Source organism: Kroppenstedtia guangzhouensis (assembly GCF_014637345.1).
GTDB classification, from domain to species: Bacteria; Bacillota; Bacilli; order Thermoactinomycetales; family DSM-45169; genus Kroppenstedtia; species Kroppenstedtia guangzhouensis.
Genome location: NZ_BMEX01000003.1, coordinates 224,797 through 241,487, shown reverse-complemented (window position 1 = coordinate 241,487; position 16,691 = coordinate 224,797). Strand labels below are relative to the sequence as shown.

General features: G+C 53.1%; 16 protein-coding genes. 11 read left to right on the top strand and 5 right to left on the bottom strand.

Annotated features, from left to right (window positions below; all coding sequences use genetic code 11):
- The first annotated feature begins 28 nt into the window (after positions 1-28).
- A complete protein-coding gene (locus tag IEV46_RS05700) occupies positions 29-715 on the top strand; it encodes a DUF421 domain-containing protein (protein WP_229735923.1) in 687 nt (228 codons plus the stop codon).
- Here IEV46_RS05700 and spoVB read toward each other — a convergent pair.
- Positions 712-2,295: a stage V sporulation protein B gene (spoVB, locus tag IEV46_RS05695; protein WP_188431163.1), complete on the bottom strand. Its 1,584-nt coding sequence runs from the start codon at positions 2,293-2,295 to the stop codon at positions 712-714. The genes IEV46_RS05700 and spoVB overlap by 4 nt on opposite strands.
- A gap of 271 nt (positions 2,296-2,566) precedes the next feature.
- Here spoVB and IEV46_RS05690 point away from each other — a divergent pair, with 271 nt between their 5' ends.
- From IEV46_RS05690 to IEV46_RS05660, 7 genes are all read left to right on the top strand, one after another.
- Entirely contained in the window at positions 2,567-2,866 is a 300-nt protein-coding gene (locus IEV46_RS05690) for a post-transcriptional regulator (protein WP_229735922.1), read from the top strand.
- Positions 2,867-2,962: 96 nt separating this feature from the next.
- Complete coding sequence (secD, locus tag IEV46_RS05685; protein ID WP_229735921.1) at positions 2,963-4,204, top strand: protein translocase subunit SecD; 1,242 nt, start codon at positions 2,963-2,965, stop codon at positions 4,202-4,204.
- On the top strand, positions 4,194-5,102 hold the full coding sequence (gene secF, locus IEV46_RS05680) for a protein translocase subunit SecF (protein WP_229735920.1): 909 nt from the start codon (positions 4,194-4,196) through the stop codon (positions 5,100-5,102). The genes secD and secF overlap by 11 nt, the downstream gene beginning before the upstream one ends.
- A gap of 83 nt (positions 5,103-5,185) precedes the next feature.
- Positions 5,186-6,076, top strand: coding sequence for a cation diffusion facilitator family transporter (locus IEV46_RS05675; protein ID WP_188430805.1), 891 nt, complete (start codon positions 5,186-5,188; stop codon positions 6,074-6,076).
- An 80-nt stretch (positions 6,077-6,156) separates the two neighbouring features.
- Positions 6,157-8,502: a single-stranded-DNA-specific exonuclease RecJ gene (gene recJ, locus IEV46_RS05670; RefSeq protein WP_188430803.1), complete on the top strand. Its 2,346-nt coding sequence runs from the start codon at positions 6,157-6,159 to the stop codon at positions 8,500-8,502.
- A 13-nt stretch (positions 8,503-8,515) separates the two neighbouring features.
- The gene (locus IEV46_RS05665) at positions 8,516-9,028 is read left to right on the top strand and encodes an adenine phosphoribosyltransferase (protein ID WP_188430801.1); all 513 of its coding nucleotides are present in this window, start codon (positions 8,516-8,518) and stop codon (positions 9,026-9,028) included.
- 661 nt (positions 9,029-9,689) lie between these two features.
- Complete coding sequence (locus IEV46_RS05660) at positions 9,690-9,842, top strand: hypothetical protein (RefSeq protein ID WP_188430799.1); 153 nt, start codon at positions 9,690-9,692, stop codon at positions 9,840-9,842.
- A gap of 410 nt (positions 9,843-10,252) precedes the next feature.
- On the opposite strand, the gene IEV46_RS05655 is transcribed toward IEV46_RS05660, so the two are convergent.
- A complete protein-coding gene (locus tag IEV46_RS05655) occupies positions 10,253-11,782 on the bottom strand; it encodes a class I adenylate-forming enzyme family protein (RefSeq protein WP_229735919.1) in 1,530 nt (509 codons plus the stop codon).
- A gap of 220 nt (positions 11,783-12,002) precedes the next feature.
- Here IEV46_RS05655 and mobB point away from each other — a divergent pair, with 220 nt between their 5' ends.
- From mobB to IEV46_RS05640, 3 genes are all read left to right on the top strand, one after another.
- On the top strand, positions 12,003-12,515 hold the full coding sequence (gene mobB / locus IEV46_RS05650; protein WP_188430797.1) for a molybdopterin-guanine dinucleotide biosynthesis protein B: 513 nt from the start codon (positions 12,003-12,005) through the stop codon (positions 12,513-12,515).
- A gap of 167 nt (positions 12,516-12,682) precedes the next feature.
- Positions 12,683-13,858: a homogentisate 1,2-dioxygenase gene (locus IEV46_RS05645; protein WP_188430795.1), complete on the top strand. Its 1,176-nt coding sequence runs from the start codon at positions 12,683-12,685 to the stop codon at positions 13,856-13,858.
- A 12-nt stretch (positions 13,859-13,870) separates the two neighbouring features.
- Entirely contained in the window at positions 13,871-14,518 is a 648-nt protein-coding gene (locus tag IEV46_RS05640; protein WP_188430793.1) for a flavin reductase family protein, read from the top strand.
- Between the two features lie 139 nt (positions 14,519-14,657).
- On the opposite strand, the gene IEV46_RS05635 is transcribed toward IEV46_RS05640, so the two are convergent.
- The 3 genes from IEV46_RS05635 to crcB all read right to left on the bottom strand — a co-directional run bounded on the left by IEV46_RS05635 (position 14,658) and on the right by crcB (position 16,664).
- On the bottom strand, positions 14,658-15,788 hold the full coding sequence (locus IEV46_RS05635; RefSeq protein WP_188430791.1) for an AbrB family transcriptional regulator: 1,131 nt from the start codon (positions 15,786-15,788) through the stop codon (positions 14,658-14,660).
- A 145-nt stretch (positions 15,789-15,933) separates the two neighbouring features.
- Positions 15,934-16,290 carry a fluoride efflux transporter FluC gene (locus tag IEV46_RS05630; protein WP_308420276.1) on the bottom strand — a complete coding sequence of 119 codons (357 nt, stop codon included), beginning with the start codon at positions 16,288-16,290 and terminating at the stop codon, positions 15,934-15,936.
- On the bottom strand, positions 16,284-16,664 hold the full coding sequence (gene crcB / locus IEV46_RS05625; protein WP_188430789.1) for a fluoride efflux transporter CrcB: 381 nt from the start codon (positions 16,662-16,664) through the stop codon (positions 16,284-16,286). The genes IEV46_RS05630 and crcB overlap by 7 nt, the downstream gene beginning before the upstream one ends.
- Positions 16,665-16,691: the final 27 nt, after the last annotated feature.

The window sequence follows — 16,691 nt, the reverse complement described above, 5'->3', positions numbered from 1 at the left end:
AAGAGAATATCCGAGAGGGGGGATGGCTGTGCAAGAACCAATGACCATGATGATACGGGCATTGTTTATCTATCTGTTTGTGCTCCTGATCATGCGGTTGATGGGAAAACGGGAGATTGGCAAACTTTCCGTGTTTGATCTGGTTGTTTCCATCATGATTGCTGACTTTGCAGTGATCTCCATTGAGAATACCAATATGCTTTTTGTATACGGATTACTCCCGATTGTGGTGATGATGGCTGCCCAAATTCTGTTCTCTTGGCTGTCTTTAAAAAGTTCCACGATCCGGAACATCATTGACGGGAAACCCACCTATATCATTAAAAACGGAAAGATTAATGAAAATGAGATGAAAAAGCACCGATACAATATGGACGATCTTCTATTACAACTTCGGGAACACAAGATCGCCAATGTGGACGATGTGGAATTTGCCATCCTGGAGACGACGGGAAAGTTGACGGTTTTTCCAAAAGAGGGGAAGTCACCTCTGAAGAAAGAAGACCTGTTGCCTTCCCGTCGTGTTTCCAGGTTGCCGATTCCCTTGGTGATCGACAGTCAAATCCAGCGGGATTCGCTGAAAATGATCGGACAGGATGAAGCGTGGTTGAGGGATCAACTGCAGCGCTATGGCTACAAAGATCTGAACCAGGTTTTTTTTGTCAGTGTCGATCATACAGGAAAACTATACGTGGATGCTCGCGATGATGACTAACGGGGCAGGATGGGGGAAATCCACTTTCCGATGTACGGAATTCGAAGAAGGTCCTCCCGCCGCACCAAGGAAAAGAGAATTAATCCGGCCACGTAAACGGCTAGCCCCGCACCCAGGGCCAGTAAGAGATTTCCTGTCTGTCCGCCTGTTTTCAACAATACTCCGTGGGAAGCAAAAGCCATCGTCGCAACAGTCAGTGCCAGTTTGATCAGATCTCCCGCCATCAGCGTAAAGGGGACATAGTGTAACACACTGAGAAAGTGGAGGACAGTGACGATCACGATTCCGCAGTTGATGGCGATCACTACCCCGTCGATCCCCAAGGAAGGCTGAGAGCCCAGGAAAAAGATGAGGACTGTTTTCACCACGGAACCGAAGATGGAGTTCCGCATGGCATCCTTTGCCTTGTCCAATCCCTGCAAGACTGCGGAAAGGGGACCTTGGATATACTGGAAGACGGCGAAAGGGGCCAGGATTCGCAGCAGTCGGGCCACCTCCACATTGTTGTACAGGAGATCGGTGAGAGGAACTGCCAGGATGAACAGGATGGCAGCGCAGGGGGATCCCACCACCAGAGCCAGCCGCAGTGCCTGATTGAGCCGATGTTCCACCATTCGCTGTTGACCTTTGGCTGTTGCTTCCGAAATGGCCGGAACCAGGGAGACAGACAAAGCATAGGTGATAAACCCGGGAAAAAACAGGAGCGGGATCGCCATTCCTTCCAGTTGTCCGTACATCGCGGTGGAAGCAGCCACTGTGATTCCGGCGATGGCCAGACTCTGGGAAACGACGATTGGTTCCACCGCATAAGAGAGTGAACCGACGATGCGGCTGGCAGTCACGGGAATCGTGATTCGCATCAAGCGAGTGGTGGTGGTGCGGAAGCGTCTCCACTGTCTCAGATGGAAGACTTCTGTCAGACGAAAACGGATGGGCGGTCGTTTGGGATCTTTTTTATAGGAGCGGAACAAAAAGAGCATTCCCGCAAATTCGCCAAAGACAACTCCCATCATGGCTCCCGCCGCCGCGTATTCCACTCCCAAGGGAAGCAGATGGCGGGCCAACAGCAGAACGGCGAAGATGCGAACGATCTGTTCGACGATCTGGGAAACAGCGTAAGGACTCATATGTTGCCGCCCCTGAAAGTATCCCCGGAAGATCGAAGAGACCGCCACGATCGGGATGACCGGAGCAATGCCCATCAAGGAATAGACTGCCCTTCGATCGGTCAGGAGGGTGTCGGCGATCACCGGTGCGGCCAGCAGAATGAGGATGGTGAAAAAAATGCTGGTGCAGGCGACAAACAGAATGGCGACCACCAGGGTGGACCGGATCCGTTGTTCATCTTTCTTTGCCTCTGCTTCGGAAACCAATTTGGAAATGGCCACCGGGATGCCGCCGGTGGTGATCACAATGATGAACAACAGGATGGGAAAGGCCATCTGAAACAGGCCGACCCCTTCGTCCCCGATCATGCGGGACAGGGCGATTCGATAGATAAACCCCAGGACCTTGGTGATAAAACCGGCACCGACCAGGATGAGGGTTCCATGTAAAAAGGTTTGCTTGGTCAAAACCATGCCCCTCTTTCTTCGAGGTTGATGATACAAGCTTATGCCCTTGTCTCCCAGGATCATGACTGAGGAGGGCCAAGACGATAAATATGCCTGTTAAATCCTTGGGGGAAAAGGGTTTCTCACCTGGGTCTCTTGCCGGGAAGCGATGGCAACTCTATAATGAGAAAAGGATAAAATATTTGCGGCGGTCAAAAAGGGGTAACGGGTTGCGGACAAGCCCGGAACAGCCGGTCGTTCGTCATTCCGGGCCGCACGCCGAAAGGGGGAAGAGGGCGTGGCAAGACAGAACCTGAAGCCGGTCAGCCGGCGGCGAAGGCAATCGGCAGAGCTGCTGAGTGAAGCGGAATTGATGAAGTGCATCGAAGATTTGTGCAACAGTAAGGCAGAGGAATTCCGTTATTTCGGCTACGAAGATGTGACCGGTGAGCAGGTTTGGGCCTGTGTCTCTGAAAATTACCGCAGGGGTTGGCCCCGGCTGAATCGATTGGTCAACGATATCTTGTCTTTGAAGGCGACACGATTCATGAACTGGCTGATGGTCAGCGTCTACAAAAACCCGGGCGACGAAAAATAACGCGCTCGGTTTTTTGTTCGTGCCCATAAATTGACATGTCTGTCCCGGCTTGGGATAATGGGGATGGTCTCTCAAAGAAGAAGGAGGAGCGTCAGCATGAGGGTTCGCAAAGGGAAAATGGTGATTTTTTCCCTCCTGGTGATTTCCATTTTGGTCACTGTGGCCTTGACCGGGCAACAAGTGGCCAACCGCATCACCCTGGGTTTGGATTTGCAGGGCGGTTTTGAGGTCCTGTATGAAGCCGAGCCCCTGGAAAAAGGACAGAAAATCACTGCATCCACACTGAATGATGCCGCACAGGCGGTCAGCCGGCGGATCGATGTTCTCGGTGTATCGGAACCGCAGATCACGGTGGAAGGCGAAGATCGGATCCGGGTGCAGCTGGCTGGAGTGACCGATCCGGATAAAGCCCGGGATATCCTTGGCAAACCTGCCGTTCTCACCTTCCGGGCCCCCGACGGAAAAAAGGTTCTGATGCGGGGAACGGATTTGAAAGAAGGCGGGGCAAAGCAAGATTACAACGAGAACGGTCAACCGATTGTCAGTGTGAAATTTAAGGATCCAAAATTATTTGCGAAATACACCAAAGAGTATCTGGGCCAACCGATGCCGATCTATTTGGACCAGCAGGAACTCTCTTCCCCTGTCATCCAGGATGTGATTGCTGGCGGAAATGCCCAGATCAGCGGCAACTTCACCACGGAAGAAGCCAAGGAGCTGGCCAATCTGCTCAATGCGGGCGCTCTGCCGGTCAAGCTGAAGGAAAAGCAGAGTTTTGCCGTCGATTCCACTTTGGGAAAGGAATCCCTGATGAAGAGTCTGGAAGCCGGCGTCTATGCTCTCTTGATTATTTTCATCTTCATGATCGGCTATTACCGATTGCCCGGTTTGGTGGCGGTGATCACCCTGGTGACTTATGGCTATCTGGTGCTGTTGGTTTTCTCTCTGTTACACGTAACCCTCACTCTGCCGGGAATAGCCGCTTTCATCCTGGGTGTCGGGATGGCCGTGGATGCCAACATCTTGATGTATGAACGGATCAAGGACGAGATGCGTCATGGAAAAAGTGTTCCATCGGCGTTTAAGTCGGGCTCTCGCCGTTCCTTCCTGACGATTTTTGACGCCAATATCACGACTGTGATCGCGGCAGCTGTCCTGTTCTATTTCGGAACCGCAGGCGTGCGGGGGTTCTCCGTCTCCCTGATCACCGGGATTTTGGTCAGCTTTCTGACTGCGGTGGCCCTCTCCCGGATTTTGCTGAACCTGTTGGTTAAATCCAACCTGTTCCGGCATCCAAAGTGGTTCGGTGTGAAGGAAGGTGAGATCGGTGAACTTTAAACTGGATTTTGTGGGCTACAGAAGATGGTTCTTCATCTTCTCGGGTATTGTTCTCATCCTGGGCATTTTGTCCCTTCTGTTTCAAGGCCTCAATCTCGGGGTGGACTTCGTCAGTGGGACCCGGGTGGATATCAAGATCGACAAACCATTCGATCTGGAAGAGGCGAAGGGGCATCTGGAAAAACTGGGATATAAAAGCCCGGATGCCAGTACGGCCGGGGCCAACCATGAGTGGCTCATTTTCCGAACCAATCAGGTATTGGATCACAAAGATATCGGAAAGATCCGAGATGAATTTCGCAGTAGTTATGGCAAGGGAGTCGATGTGAACGAACAGAAGGTGGATCCGATCATTGGCCGCGAATTGGCCAAAAATGCGATTTTCTCCCTTCTGATCGCTTCCCTGGGTATCATCCTTTATGTGACGATCCGGTTTGAATACCGGATGGCGGTGTCGGCGGTTTTGGCATTGCTTCACGATGTTTTGGTGGTGACCGGTGTCTTTTCCATCTTTCAGTGGGAAGTGGATCTGGTGTTTATTGCCGCCATCCTGACGATTGTCGGTTTTTCGATCAATGACACCATCGTGATCTTTGATCGGATCCGGGAAAACATGAACTTGGAAAAACCGAAAACCTGGGAAGACTTCGGGAAAACAGTGAATGAAAGCATTCAACAAACCTTGGTCCGTTCCATCAACACATCTTTGACTGTGGTCTTTGCCGCCTTGTCATTGTTCGTGTTGGGCGGGGAGAGTATCCGGTATTTTTCCCTCGCTCTCCTGATCGGGTTGATTTTCGGTACCTATTCGTCCATTTTCATTGCCAGCCAGATTTGGGTTGGTTGGAAGTGGAGGTCCATGAAAAAGACGAAACTGAAGGTCCAGACAGCTGAATAAAAACATCCTTCTTGAACCAAAATGGTACAAGGCGGAGGCCGCGGGAGATCCCCGCGGCCTATTTTTGAGGGGCGATACAAGGTATGAACAATCAACAGACCCGTCAGGCGAAGACAGGTGCCTGGGTGGGGATCATCGGAAATCTGATCCTGGCAGTGCTGAAGGGGGGCATCGGTTGGTTTTCCCACAGCCGGGCATTGATGGCGGATGCAATCCATTCCGCCTCGGATGTGATCGGATCCATGGCGGTACTGATCGGTGTCCGGGCAGCCAATCTCCCGCCGGATGAGGAACACCCCTACGGCCATGGCAAGGCGGAATCTGTTGCGGCGATTATTGTCTCGATTCTGCTCGGATTGGCCGGACTTCAAATCGGGTACGGTTCCTTCAAAGCGCTGTTTGGTCCGGCAATCGCACCGGGGTGGCCGGCCGCCGCCGCCGCTATTGTCTCCATGCTGGCCAAGGAAGGGATGTTTCGGTACAAATATATGTTGGGCAAGCGAATTGGCAGCCAAGCCATCATCGCCAACGCTTGGGAGCATCGCTCGGATGTCTACTCCTCGGTTGCCGCTCTGGTCGGGATCGGGGGAGCACTTTTGGGGGAACAGTGGGAAGTGCCTTTGCTTGTTCAATTGGATCCGGTGGCCGGCATGTTCGTCTCCGTTCTGGTGTTGCAAATGGCGTGGCGTCTGTCCAAAGAGTCCATCCGAAGTACATTGGATCAAGTTCTCCCGGAGGAAGAATCCCGCGAATTGGTGAAGGTTGCCGCCCAAGTCAAAGGAGTCCGGAATGTGGATGTGCTCCGGGCCAGAAAACATGGTTTTTATGTGATTGTGGATATCAAAGTGGCGGTGGATTCTCAATTGACAGTGGAGGAAGGGCACCAAGTGGGAAAAGAGGTGAAGCGGCAATTATTGGACCGATTTGACCATGTGGCCGATGTACTGGTCCACATCAACCCCTATCACATATAGATAAAAACTTCGCTGCTGTTATAAGTACCGGCATTCAGGTGTGCTATAATGAAAAACGGCAAAGCGAGGTGAACCGCTTTATGCTTCAATCCAAGACCCGTTGGCAACTTGTTGAGGCTGAGGAGTCACAGGTACGGGAACTGGCCGGGAAATTGGAAATTCACCCTCTGACTGCCCGTCTCCTGATCAACCGGGGAGTCTCCGACCCGGAACAAGCCCGAAGGTTTCTACAGGTGGATCTGTCAGGGATTTACAGCCCTTTTTTGATGGACGGAATCCAAGAGGCGGTGGATCGAATTCGCGCCGCTTTGGATCAACGGGAGAAGATCTTGATTTATGGGGATTATGATGTGGACGGCGTCAGTAGTACCACCCTGTTGATGAAGATGTTCCAAGGCCTGGAGGCCGATGTGGACTATTACATACCTAACCGTTTCACGGAAGGATACGGATTGAACGAAAATGCTCTTAGAAGAGCCAAAGAGGCCGGTGTGCAGTTGATGATTTCCGTCGACACCGGCATCAGTGCAGTCAAGGAAGCAAAGATTGCCAGGCAGTTGGGTCTGGACCTGATTATCACCGATCATCACGAACCGCCGGCAGTACTGCCTGAGGGAGTGGCGGTGATCAACCCGAAAAAGCCGGGTTGTTCTTATCCCTGTAAACTGTTGGCGGGGGTAGGGGTGGCCTTTAAACTGGCCCATGCCTTGTTGGGGCGTGTACCGGAAGAGGTGTTGGATCTGGCCGCCTTGGGCACGATTGCCGACTTGGTTCCTCTGATGGATGAAAACCGGGTCATCGCCGCCCTGGGGCTGAAAGAGATCAACCGGAGACGCAATATCGGTCTTTCCGCCTTGATGGATGTTGCAGGTATTCAGGGAGAAGTAACGGCGGGGCATGTCGGTTTTTCCCTGGGTCCCCGCATCAATGCCGGGGGACGGTTGGATACTGCGGGAACCGCCGTGGAACTGTTGCTGACGGAGGATCCAAAACAGGCCCGTGTCTTGGCGGAAGAATTGGACGGGATGAATCGGGAACGGCAGAAATTGGTGGAGGAGATCGCCGGGGAGGCTTGTGCCGCCGTGGAATCCGCTCCTGAAAAGCACCGCCGTTTCATCGTGGTGGCTGCACCGGGATGGAACGTCGGGGTGATCGGAATTGTTGCCTCCCGCTTGGTGGAAAAATACTACCGCCCCACGATTGTGCTGGGAATTGATGAAGAGACAGGCATGGCCAAGGGTTCGGCCCGCAGTATCGCAGGCTTGGATCTATACCAGGCCTTAACAACATGTACTGATCTGTTATCTCAATTTGGCGGACATGAAATGGCAGCAGGAATGTCACTTCCCCAGGAAAACATTGAAGAGTTTCATCGCCGGTTGGATCAAATCGCCGGCGAGTGGCTGCAGGAGGAGGATTATATCCCTCTCTCCCGGGTGGAGGCGGACCTCTCAATTGCAGAGGTGAATCTGAATCTGATCGAAGAGCTGGAAAGCTTGGAACCCTGTGGTATGGGAAATCCGACTCCACGGTTTCGACTGCGGGGGGCGGGTCTGTCCCGTCTGCAAGTGATGGGCCGGGAAAAAAATCATCTCAAGATGGTTCTCAAAGATCAAAGAGATTCCCTGGAAGCCGTCGGTTTCCGATTGGGAGAATTGGCCGAGGAGATCGCTCCCTTGGCTCGGCCGGAACTATTGGGCGAATTAACGATCAATGAATGGAATCACCGTCGAAGTCCGCAATTCCTGATCCGGGACATCCGTGTGCCCCATCTGCAGGTGTTTGATTGGCGCAGCAACGGTGATTTGATTGATCGCTTCCGTCGGTTGGCTGAAGGGGATGCTCCTCTGTTTATCATCTGCCAAAAGACGCTTCAGGAAGAGTGGGTCACGGAATTGATGATTCAAGCCCTCACTTGGGAGGAGCTCTCCCTCGGAGAAAAGCAGCCTCCGACGGAGCCTCGGCAACTGGTTCTGGCGGATCTTCCGCCGGCAGTTTCTGTTTTTGAAGAGTTGTTGCGCTCCTTTTCCGGTCTGGAAAGGCTGTACTTCGCCTTTGGGGATACCGAATTGGTGGGGAGTTTGACTCGGACACCGGATCGGGAACAGTTTAAAGTGCTGTACACCTCCCTCATGCGACGGAAGCACTTCAGAATCCCTTCCGAACTGAATGGATTGTCCCGGATGACAGGGTTGTCCGGCCGTTGGATCGGGTTTATGCTAAAAGTCTTTGGTGAGCTGGGGTTTGTGCGGGTTTCCGGTGATCAGCTGGAGGTGATCCCCCAACCGGCCAAACGGCCGCTCACCCAATCCCGTCTCTACCGGGAACAGTTGGAGCGGGAAAAAGTGCAAAACGCATTCGTTTATTCATCGTATCGTGACCTTTGCCATTTAGTCGCTTCGCTGCTTTCAACCGATCGGAAATGAGGAGGAACCGATGATGGATTTCAAAGAAAAAATCCGGGTGATCGAGGATTTTCCACAACCGGGAGTTCGCTTTAAGGATATCACCACTCTTTTGAAAGACGGAAACGCCTTCCGGGCTGCAATCGACACCATGGCGGACTCTTTTCGAGACCGGAAAGTGGACTTGGTGGTCGGGCCGGAGGCCCGGGGATTTGTGGTGGGTACTCCGCTGGCCTATGCGCTGGGCGTCGGGTTTATTCCTGTTCGGAAGTCGGGAAAACTGCCGGCGGAAACCGTGGAGGCGGATTACAGCTTGGAATACGGGAAGGATCAATTGGCTATTCACAAGGATGCCATCGAGCCCGGACAACGAGTGTTGATTGTGGATGATCTGCTTGCCACCGGCGGAACCGTCCGTGCCACGCTGAACCTGGTCCACCGCCTGCAGGCGGAGGTGGTGGGGGTCGCTTTTGTGATCGAGTTGACCTACCTGAACGGAAGGGAAAAGCTGCCGGGTGTGGATATTTTCAGCTTGATCCAATATTAGGATAAAGCTTTTAACATTTGATCAAGCCAGGAAAACGAGCTTTTGTGGAGAGTTTGGCCAGAGCACGATGAAACGAGAAGCTCGCCATTTCAATGGCGGGAGGTTTACAACAAGTTCCCCTGCTTCCAATAAGCAGGGTTTTTTTCTGGTCTGGTTTCCGAAATGTCTGTGAATTGGGGAGGAGGATTGGTATTGAAGCAGAATTTTATTAGAAACCTAGAAGCGTTGTGAATTAGTGGTGGCCGGGTCGGGTTTCATATGATCTTTTCGTTGTTCTGAACTGCCAAATCACTTTATGTAAAAGCCAACCCTCCCTGCATAGCGTGACCGGGGAGCGAAGCGACCCTAGGCACGACTTGTGCTCTGTGGGTATGAACGACTTTTAACAATGCTTCTAGTATTGCTTTGAGTGTTGATGAATTTTACTCAAGAAAATGTCGAATGTTGTCCCGAGTCAATTGAAAACAGACGGTGATTCTGCATTTGGAGTTCGCTCCATACCCACAATACAGACTATGTTCGACATCGATTGACACTCTTTAAGTAAGGCTCAAGGTAGTACTAGTGGATTGGTTCTGATTTTTTAAAACGGGAAGGGAGAAGTGGTTCATGTGCTGCTTGAGAAAGCTTTGAAGACGTTCATAACAAGGAGGGGAGAATATTGAAAAGGAGAAAAGATGATTTGATTCCGGAAGATGTGGAGAACCAGGAGGAACCGGGAATCAATCTGACATTGATCGGATTGGGAGTCTGGGGGGTGGGTGTCATCACCTATGTGGTGATGGTCCGTCTCGGTCTGATCAGTGGTCTGTAATACATCAGAGACAAAGAGAAAAACCGACTCCGAGCTCGGAAAGTTGGCACTCTCTCTTTTTTGGGGGCGGTTCTACCGGGATCACCCGGACGGAACGTCGATGATAAAGTTTCTTGGAGGGAACATTTAAATTGCAGCTTGGCCCTTTTTCCCCGACTTGCCCTGGGATTCCAGAAGATCAGACCCTCTTGCTCCCGGTTTATCCTTCACATTCGGGTGGAACCCCACAACTTGCCGGAAAGGTCCGACAGAAAGGCATGGGTTGCCAAGGGTATGCCCCCGAACTGTAGTGCTCGATGATTTTTATTGGGATCACCTGATGTTGCAGCGAAGTCAGACGGGACATCGGTGAAAAAGAGGGCCCGGCGCAACCGCCGGGCTTTTGCAAAAAGTGGCGTTTGGGCTATCTATCAAATCTGGGCGGGATGGTTTTCCTGGTTGGCATGTTCCCGGAGGATGAACTTGAGGACTTTGCCCATGCTGTTTTTTGGCAATTCATCTACAAACACCACATCGTGGAGGTTGTGGTCGGCCAGGTGTTTCCGGGTGTGAGCCAGTATGTCCTCTTTCGAGAGGGCAGCTTCTTCTTTCAGGACCACATAAGCACGGGCCAGCTCTCCCCATACCTCGTGGCGGACTCCTACGACAGCGGCTTCAGCCACCCCCTCCAGTTGCAGGAGGACGGACTCCACTTGGGCGGGGAAGACCTTTTCTCCGCCGGTGATCACCATATCCTTGAGTCGGTCCACAATATGGAGAAATCCCTTTTCATCCATCCAGCCCAAGTCCCCGGTGTGATACCAGCCGTTTTTAAGAACTTTCTCCGTCTCTTGCGGTCGATTCCAATAACCGGCGAACAGAACTGGACTGCGGCAGATGATTTCGCCGATCTCTCCGTTGGGAAGGGCTTCGCCGGTGGATGGATCGATGATTTTGATTTCAGCATGAAAAATAGCGGGTCCGACGGAATCACAGGTCTCAATCCCCATATCGGGCAGCCAGTAGGTGATGGCTCCGGAGGTTTCTGTCGCTCCGTACACCTGGACCACATGGTAACCCAGTTCAAACATCACTCGGATCAGCGGGGCCGGAACCAAAGATCCGCCACAGAGGATCATCCGGAGAGAGGGAACATCCACGTCCTGCGCTTTGAGGCCTTCCATCATATAGTTCAGAATCACAGGCACCGACATCATACCGGTAATTTGTTCCTTTTGCAACAGTCCCCAGATTTTGACGGGATGGAACTGGGTCTCCAGGACCAGGGTGAATCCGCGCATGATCGGTGCCAACATGAACATCATCCCGGAAATGTGGAACAGGGGTGTGACGAACAGGAACCGATCCTTATACCGCAGATCGAGTGTATTGGTATTGGCAACTCCGGCTGCGTAGATATTGGCGTGATTGTTGACGACCCCCTTGGGGCGACCGGTGGTTCCCGAGGTGTAGATGATCAGGGCCGGATCTTCATCACGTACCTCCACCTTCGGCTCTCCACCGGGGCGGGCGGAGTAGAGTTCTTCAAAATAGGGATGAATCATCTCCCCGTCACCGACCCGGATCTTCTGTTTCAAGAAGTCCAGCTCATTGAGCAGGGGGAGAACCTGTTTGAAATCATCATCATAAAAAAGAATGCGTGGACGGCAGTCTTCCAGGATCCAACGGAGCTCATCAGTTTTCATGCGCCAGTTCAGCGGGACGGTGATTGCTCCAATCTTGGCGGCAGCCAGGTAGATCAGGGGCATGGGATATTGATTTTTGCACAGGATCGCGATCCGATCCCCTTTTTCGATACGGGATTCCAGCAGGTAGTGTGCCAGCTGGTTCACCATGTGGTTGTACTCCCGGTACAGAATCCGACGGTTTCCTGACACGATTGCTTCCATATCCGGGGACAGCCGGGCCCGATCCCGAAGCAGGTTTCCAATGACAGCCATGATGGACCTCCGTTTCCTATATATAATGATTGAAGAGAGCTCAAGATTGATATTAATATATGTATTTGCTTTTTCCAAGAATTTTGTATTGCAAAAACCAACGGTACTGGTGTGGATCGAATTTTTTGACGAACTTCCAGCAACCGATCAGATGTTAAACCGGGGATGGGGGACCAGTTGATTGTTTACCTTGATAGATCAAAGAAAAGGAGGAACACCTGTGACCATTGGATCGATTCCACCTGTCGTCCAGATCGTCGGCTATTCCGACTCGGGAAAGACGACCTTGATCGCCAGCCTGATCCGGCACTTGACCCGGGTAGGATGGCAGGTGGGCGCCATGAAGCGTCATGCCGGGGAGCTGGAGATGGATCAACGGGGCAAGGACTCTTGGCGTCATCGGGAGGCGGGGGCGGATCGGGTGGCCGTCACCGCTGCCAACCAGACAGCTTTGATCATTCCCCGCCACTTGGATTTGGCGGAGCTTCTCCCCTTGTTTCGGGGATTGGATCTGGTGCTGGTGGAGGGGTTTAAAGGGGCTTTATATCCCAAGTTGGTGGTGGTGAGAGATCCAACCGACCTTTCCATTCTGGGAGAGTTGTCCGATGTGCGGGGTGTGGTCACTTCCTTTCCTTTGTTTCAGACATCCGTTCCAGTCTACCGGCGGGAGGATGTGGAGGGGATCGCAAAAGCGGTGAAGGAGATGATTCCCCGGGGTTTTCCGTCCAAGTGATGGCCGGGAATCCTTTTTTGTGGAGCAGTTTTGCAGTGAGTATGTTCCAAAGCGATAAAGGAAAAACGAAAATTGCGAAAGTAAGGTAAAAGATGCCGACGGAATCGTAGTCTGTTAATATGGAATTGAAAGGGTTTTCGGAAAACGGAATAAGGAGGAGGTTTCAAATGCCCTTCTATCACCGGCTGGGAAAGATCCCTCATAAACGTCACATCCAGTTTCGCAAGGAAGATGGCTCCCTTTTCCGGGAAGAAGTGATGGGGACCAAGGGATTTTCCGGGATCCAATCGATCCTGTATCATCACCATCCGCCGACTCAGGTAAGCCGGGTGGAATGGTTGCGGGAGTGGCAGCCGGAGTTGGAGGAACAGGGGGCCAACCGTCATCGCCATCTGCTCACCGAAGGTCTCACTGCCGGAGGCGATCTGGTGGAGGGGCGTGTTCATCTGTTGGCTAATGAGGATGTGGCGATCGGTGTGGTCCGACCGACGGAAGCGATGGATTACTACTTCCGCAACAGTGACGGGGATGAGGTGCTGTTTGTTCACGAAGGGGAAGGTGAGTTCCAGTCTGTCTTTGGCCAGATGCCTTACCGGCCGGGAGATTACATTGTGATTCCCGTGGGGACCACCTATCGGCTGGAAATGAAGAAGGGACCCCAACGTTTTTTGGTGATTGAATCCACAGGCGAGATCACTCCGCCCAAACGATACCGAAACGAATTTGGGCAGTTGATGGAGCACAGCCCTTATTGCGAGCGGGACATTCGCGTGCCGGAGTCTTTAAAACCCCGCCTGGAGTCAGGTACCTTTGAGGTTCGGGTAAAGGCTCAAGGTCAGCTGACTGTTTATCAGTATGACTTTCACCCCTTTGATGTGGTGGGATGGGATGGTTACCTCTACCCGTGGATCTTCAATGTGGAGGATTTTGAGCCGATTACCGGACGGATCCATCAGCCGCCACCTGTTCACCAGACCTTTGCCGGCCCCAATTTTGTGATCTGCTCTTTTGTGCCGCGTCTCTATGACTACCATCCCGAAGCGATTCCGGCTCCTTACTGGCACAGCAACGTAAACAGCGATGAAGTGCTCTATTATGTGGACGGTAACTTTATGAGCCGGAAAGGCATCCGGGAAGGCTCGATCACTCTCCACCCCAGCGGTCTGCCCCACGGTCCTCATCCGGGGAAAGCGGAGGCCAGTATCGGTAAGAAAGGGACGGAGGAACTGGCAGTGATGATCGACACTTTTCGTCCCCTGAGAGTGACCCGGGCCGCTTTGAAAATGGAGGATGCGGACTATATCTACAGCTGGCTTCCCGAAACCGATGCCGCAAAAAACTGAGGAGAGATCGCAGTGCAAATCGACCCCAAGAAGCAACAAAAACAGGATAACTACAAACTGCTGATCGGAAGCGTCCTGCCTCGGCCGATCGCTTTCGTCACCACCATGGGAGATGCGGATGTGGTGAATGCCGCTCCTTTCAGTTTTTTTTCCGTAGTCAGCACGGATCCGCCGATGTTATCAGTAACTGTTAATCGGAAGCCCGGCGGAGTCCGGAAAGATACGGCCCGCAATATCGCTGCAACAAAAGAGTATGTGATCCAGGTAGTGGATTCAGACACTGTGGAAAAAGTGAATCAGTGCTCCACCGATTTTCCACCGGAGACGAGCGAAGCCGAAGTTGTCGGTTTTGACCTCCTGCCAAGTCAAAAGGTGAAGGTCCCCCGAATCGCTCAGTGCAAGATTCAGATGGAGTGCCGTCTCCATCAGATCCTGCCCATGGGGGGGAGAGAGGAAGAACCCAATGCGGACCTGATCATAGGTGAAGTGGTCTGGTTCCACATCCGGGATGATCTGTATGATCAAGGCCGGATCGACACCGTCAAATTGGATCCCGTCGGCCGTTTGGCGGGGGTGACCTATGGTAAGCTGGGAGAGATGTTTTCCCATCCACGCTTGGGTTACGAAGAGTGGCAGAAACAGTACGGGAGCCAATCCTGACAGAAAGAAATCCCCGTCCAACTTTATGAGACGGGGATTTCTTTTGTTTATGAAAACAACCGGAGGCGCCTTCGTTGTCGGTCGGATCCGATCCGGGCGTGTCTTGGGAAGGAGGTTTCCGGGGTGAAATCCGGCATGTTCACTTGTTGCCTCCATCTCGTCGGGTAAGATGGAGGCTTCTCGGTGATTTTTTATGATCGGTATTGGTGGAACGTTTAAACAACCATCGCAGAAAGGGAGGGACAAATATCAGGATAAAGAAGACCCGAAACATCTGGAATCCGGTGACCGTGGCCAAATCCGCTCGGATATCCTGAGCCACGACACCCATTTCTGCCATTCCCCCCGGTGCCAGGCTCAGAAAGGCAGTGGTCAGAGAGGTTGGAGTCCACAGGGTGAACAAACAGCTGATTCCAAAGCTGATCACGATGAGAACAAGGGCGGTCAAAACAGCCAACAGGGGAACTCTCCGCTGATGGATCAGTTGTTCCGTCCGGATCATCAAGCCGAGATGGGCTCCCATAAACATTTGACCCATGTGATTCAAAAAGGGTGGAAGTGGGGGGGCCTCAAAGCCCAGTATTTGAAGAAGGGAGACTGCAAGGACCGGTCCGATCAGGAACGCCGTAGGGAACTTCAGTTTCCAGGCGGCCCAAGCGGCCAAGAGGGCGACGGACCCGAACAGAAACCCATCGGTAAACGTTGTTGCCTGTCTCATGGTTTCCGGCACCATTTTGGCCACATTCTCTTCCGGGAGCCACTCGATAAGAAATGGAACGATGAATACAACAATCAGCAGGCGTGTCACCTGAAACAGGGTGACGACGGTGATGTCGATCCCCCGGATCTCTTCCCCCAGTGTGACCATTTGCGACAGCCCACCTGGGATGTTGGCGGTGAGAGTCGTCCGGTAGTTGAGACCGGTCCACCGGGAGACCAGCCAGGCGATTCCCGCGCCACAACCGATCGTGATCATGGTAATCGCCAGCATGAGCGGTAAATGACCCACCATATCCCACATCGTTTCCCGTGTAAAGGAGGTCCCCAAGGTGTACCCAATGGCGATCAAGCCCGCATTTCTCCATCCGGCAGGCCAGCGGAGGGGAATGCGCAGCGTTTTGGACCAGAGAAGGATCATCACCATCGGTCCGAGAACCCATGGGAGGGGGATCTGTATCCAAGCAAAAAGTGTGCCCCCGGTCACGGCCAATAGAAGCGTCCGCAACCAGGGGAAGAGATGGTGTCTGTATTCTTTGATGATCGCTGTCACCTTCCTGCTCGCACATACTCAACTCCAACTTAAAGCAAATCACCTCTGTTGACAAGTGTTTGGAGGGACGAAAGTTTCGAATGAGGAATGATATGGGATCCCTGTGGGTATCCCGGGGGGCTGTCATCCAAAGAGGGGCCGGTCTTTAAGAGACAGCCGCACCGGCGGCACTTCCGGCAAAGGCTCCCAGGATACCCAGGGTGTAAGTGATGCCCAAATAGATCACCGCCCGGGAGCAACCTTTCCCCTGAATCATCTGCCGGGCCTCCCAATGCAGGGTGGAAAAGGTGGTGAAGGAGCCCATAAAGCCGGTCCCGGCAAACAAGAGAGCATAGTGACCCCAACCGGCTCCCGAGATCCAGCCCAGCAGGAAGGATCCCGACAGGTTGGCCGCCAGGGTACCCCAGGGGAGGAAAGCCCCCCGGTTCCAACGGCTGAGGAGATGGCGGGCCAGCGCTCCCAATCCGCCCCCCGCCGCCACCCAAAAACATGATGTCAGCACGCCCGATCCTCCTTTCCCCTCGCCAGGCGCACCCCGGTCCGGAGGAGGAAGATGCCTCCCCAGAGGCTGGCCAGCAGGTAGAGACAGGCGGTTCCCATCTGTCCTGACTGCAGCAATTGATGGGTTTCCACACTGAAGGTGGAAAAGGTGGTGAAGGAACCGATCAGACCGGTGGCGATCCCCCCTCGAACAGCCGGAGAGAGAGGAGCTCCGGAAAAACGGCTGTGAAACCATCCCAAAGCCAGACAGCCGATCCAGTTGGCGGTCAGGGTTCCCACAGGAAAACCGCCGACCGGCGGTGCCAAGGCGAGCCCCAGTCCATACCGGAGGAGGGCTCCCGCCATTCCTCCCAAACCCACGGCAAGAACTTGCATGTCACCTTCTCCTTCTTCACGGCAAAT

What these genes read in the sequence shown, in the direction of transcription:
- IEV46_RS05675 (WP_188430805.1), top strand. Translation starts at nt 5,186, where the DNA reads ATGAACAATCAACAGACCCGTCAGGCGAAGACAGGTGCCTGGGTGGGG.
- IEV46_RS05655 (WP_229735919.1), bottom strand. Translation starts at nt 11,782, where the DNA reads ATGGCTGTCATTGGAAACCTGCTTCGGGATCGGGCCCGGCTGTCCCCG.
- spoVB (WP_188431163.1), bottom strand. Translation starts at nt 2,295, where the DNA reads ATGGTTTTGACCAAGCAAACCTTTTTACATGGAACCCTCATCCTGGTC.
- secD (WP_229735921.1), top strand. Translation starts at nt 2,963, where the DNA reads ATGAGGGTTCGCAAAGGGAAAATGGTGATTTTTTCCCTCCTGGTGATT.
- IEV46_RS05665 (WP_188430801.1), top strand. Translation starts at nt 8,516, where the DNA reads ATGGATTTCAAAGAAAAAATCCGGGTGATCGAGGATTTTCCACAACCG.
- IEV46_RS05645 (WP_188430795.1), top strand. Translation starts at nt 12,683, where the DNA reads ATGCCCTTCTATCACCGGCTGGGAAAGATCCCTCATAAACGTCACATC.
- crcB (WP_188430789.1), bottom strand. Translation starts at nt 16,664, where the DNA reads ATGCAAGTTCTTGCCGTGGGTTTGGGAGGAATGGCGGGAGCCCTCCTC.
- recJ (WP_188430803.1), top strand. Translation starts at nt 6,157, where the DNA reads ATGCTTCAATCCAAGACCCGTTGGCAACTTGTTGAGGCTGAGGAGTCA.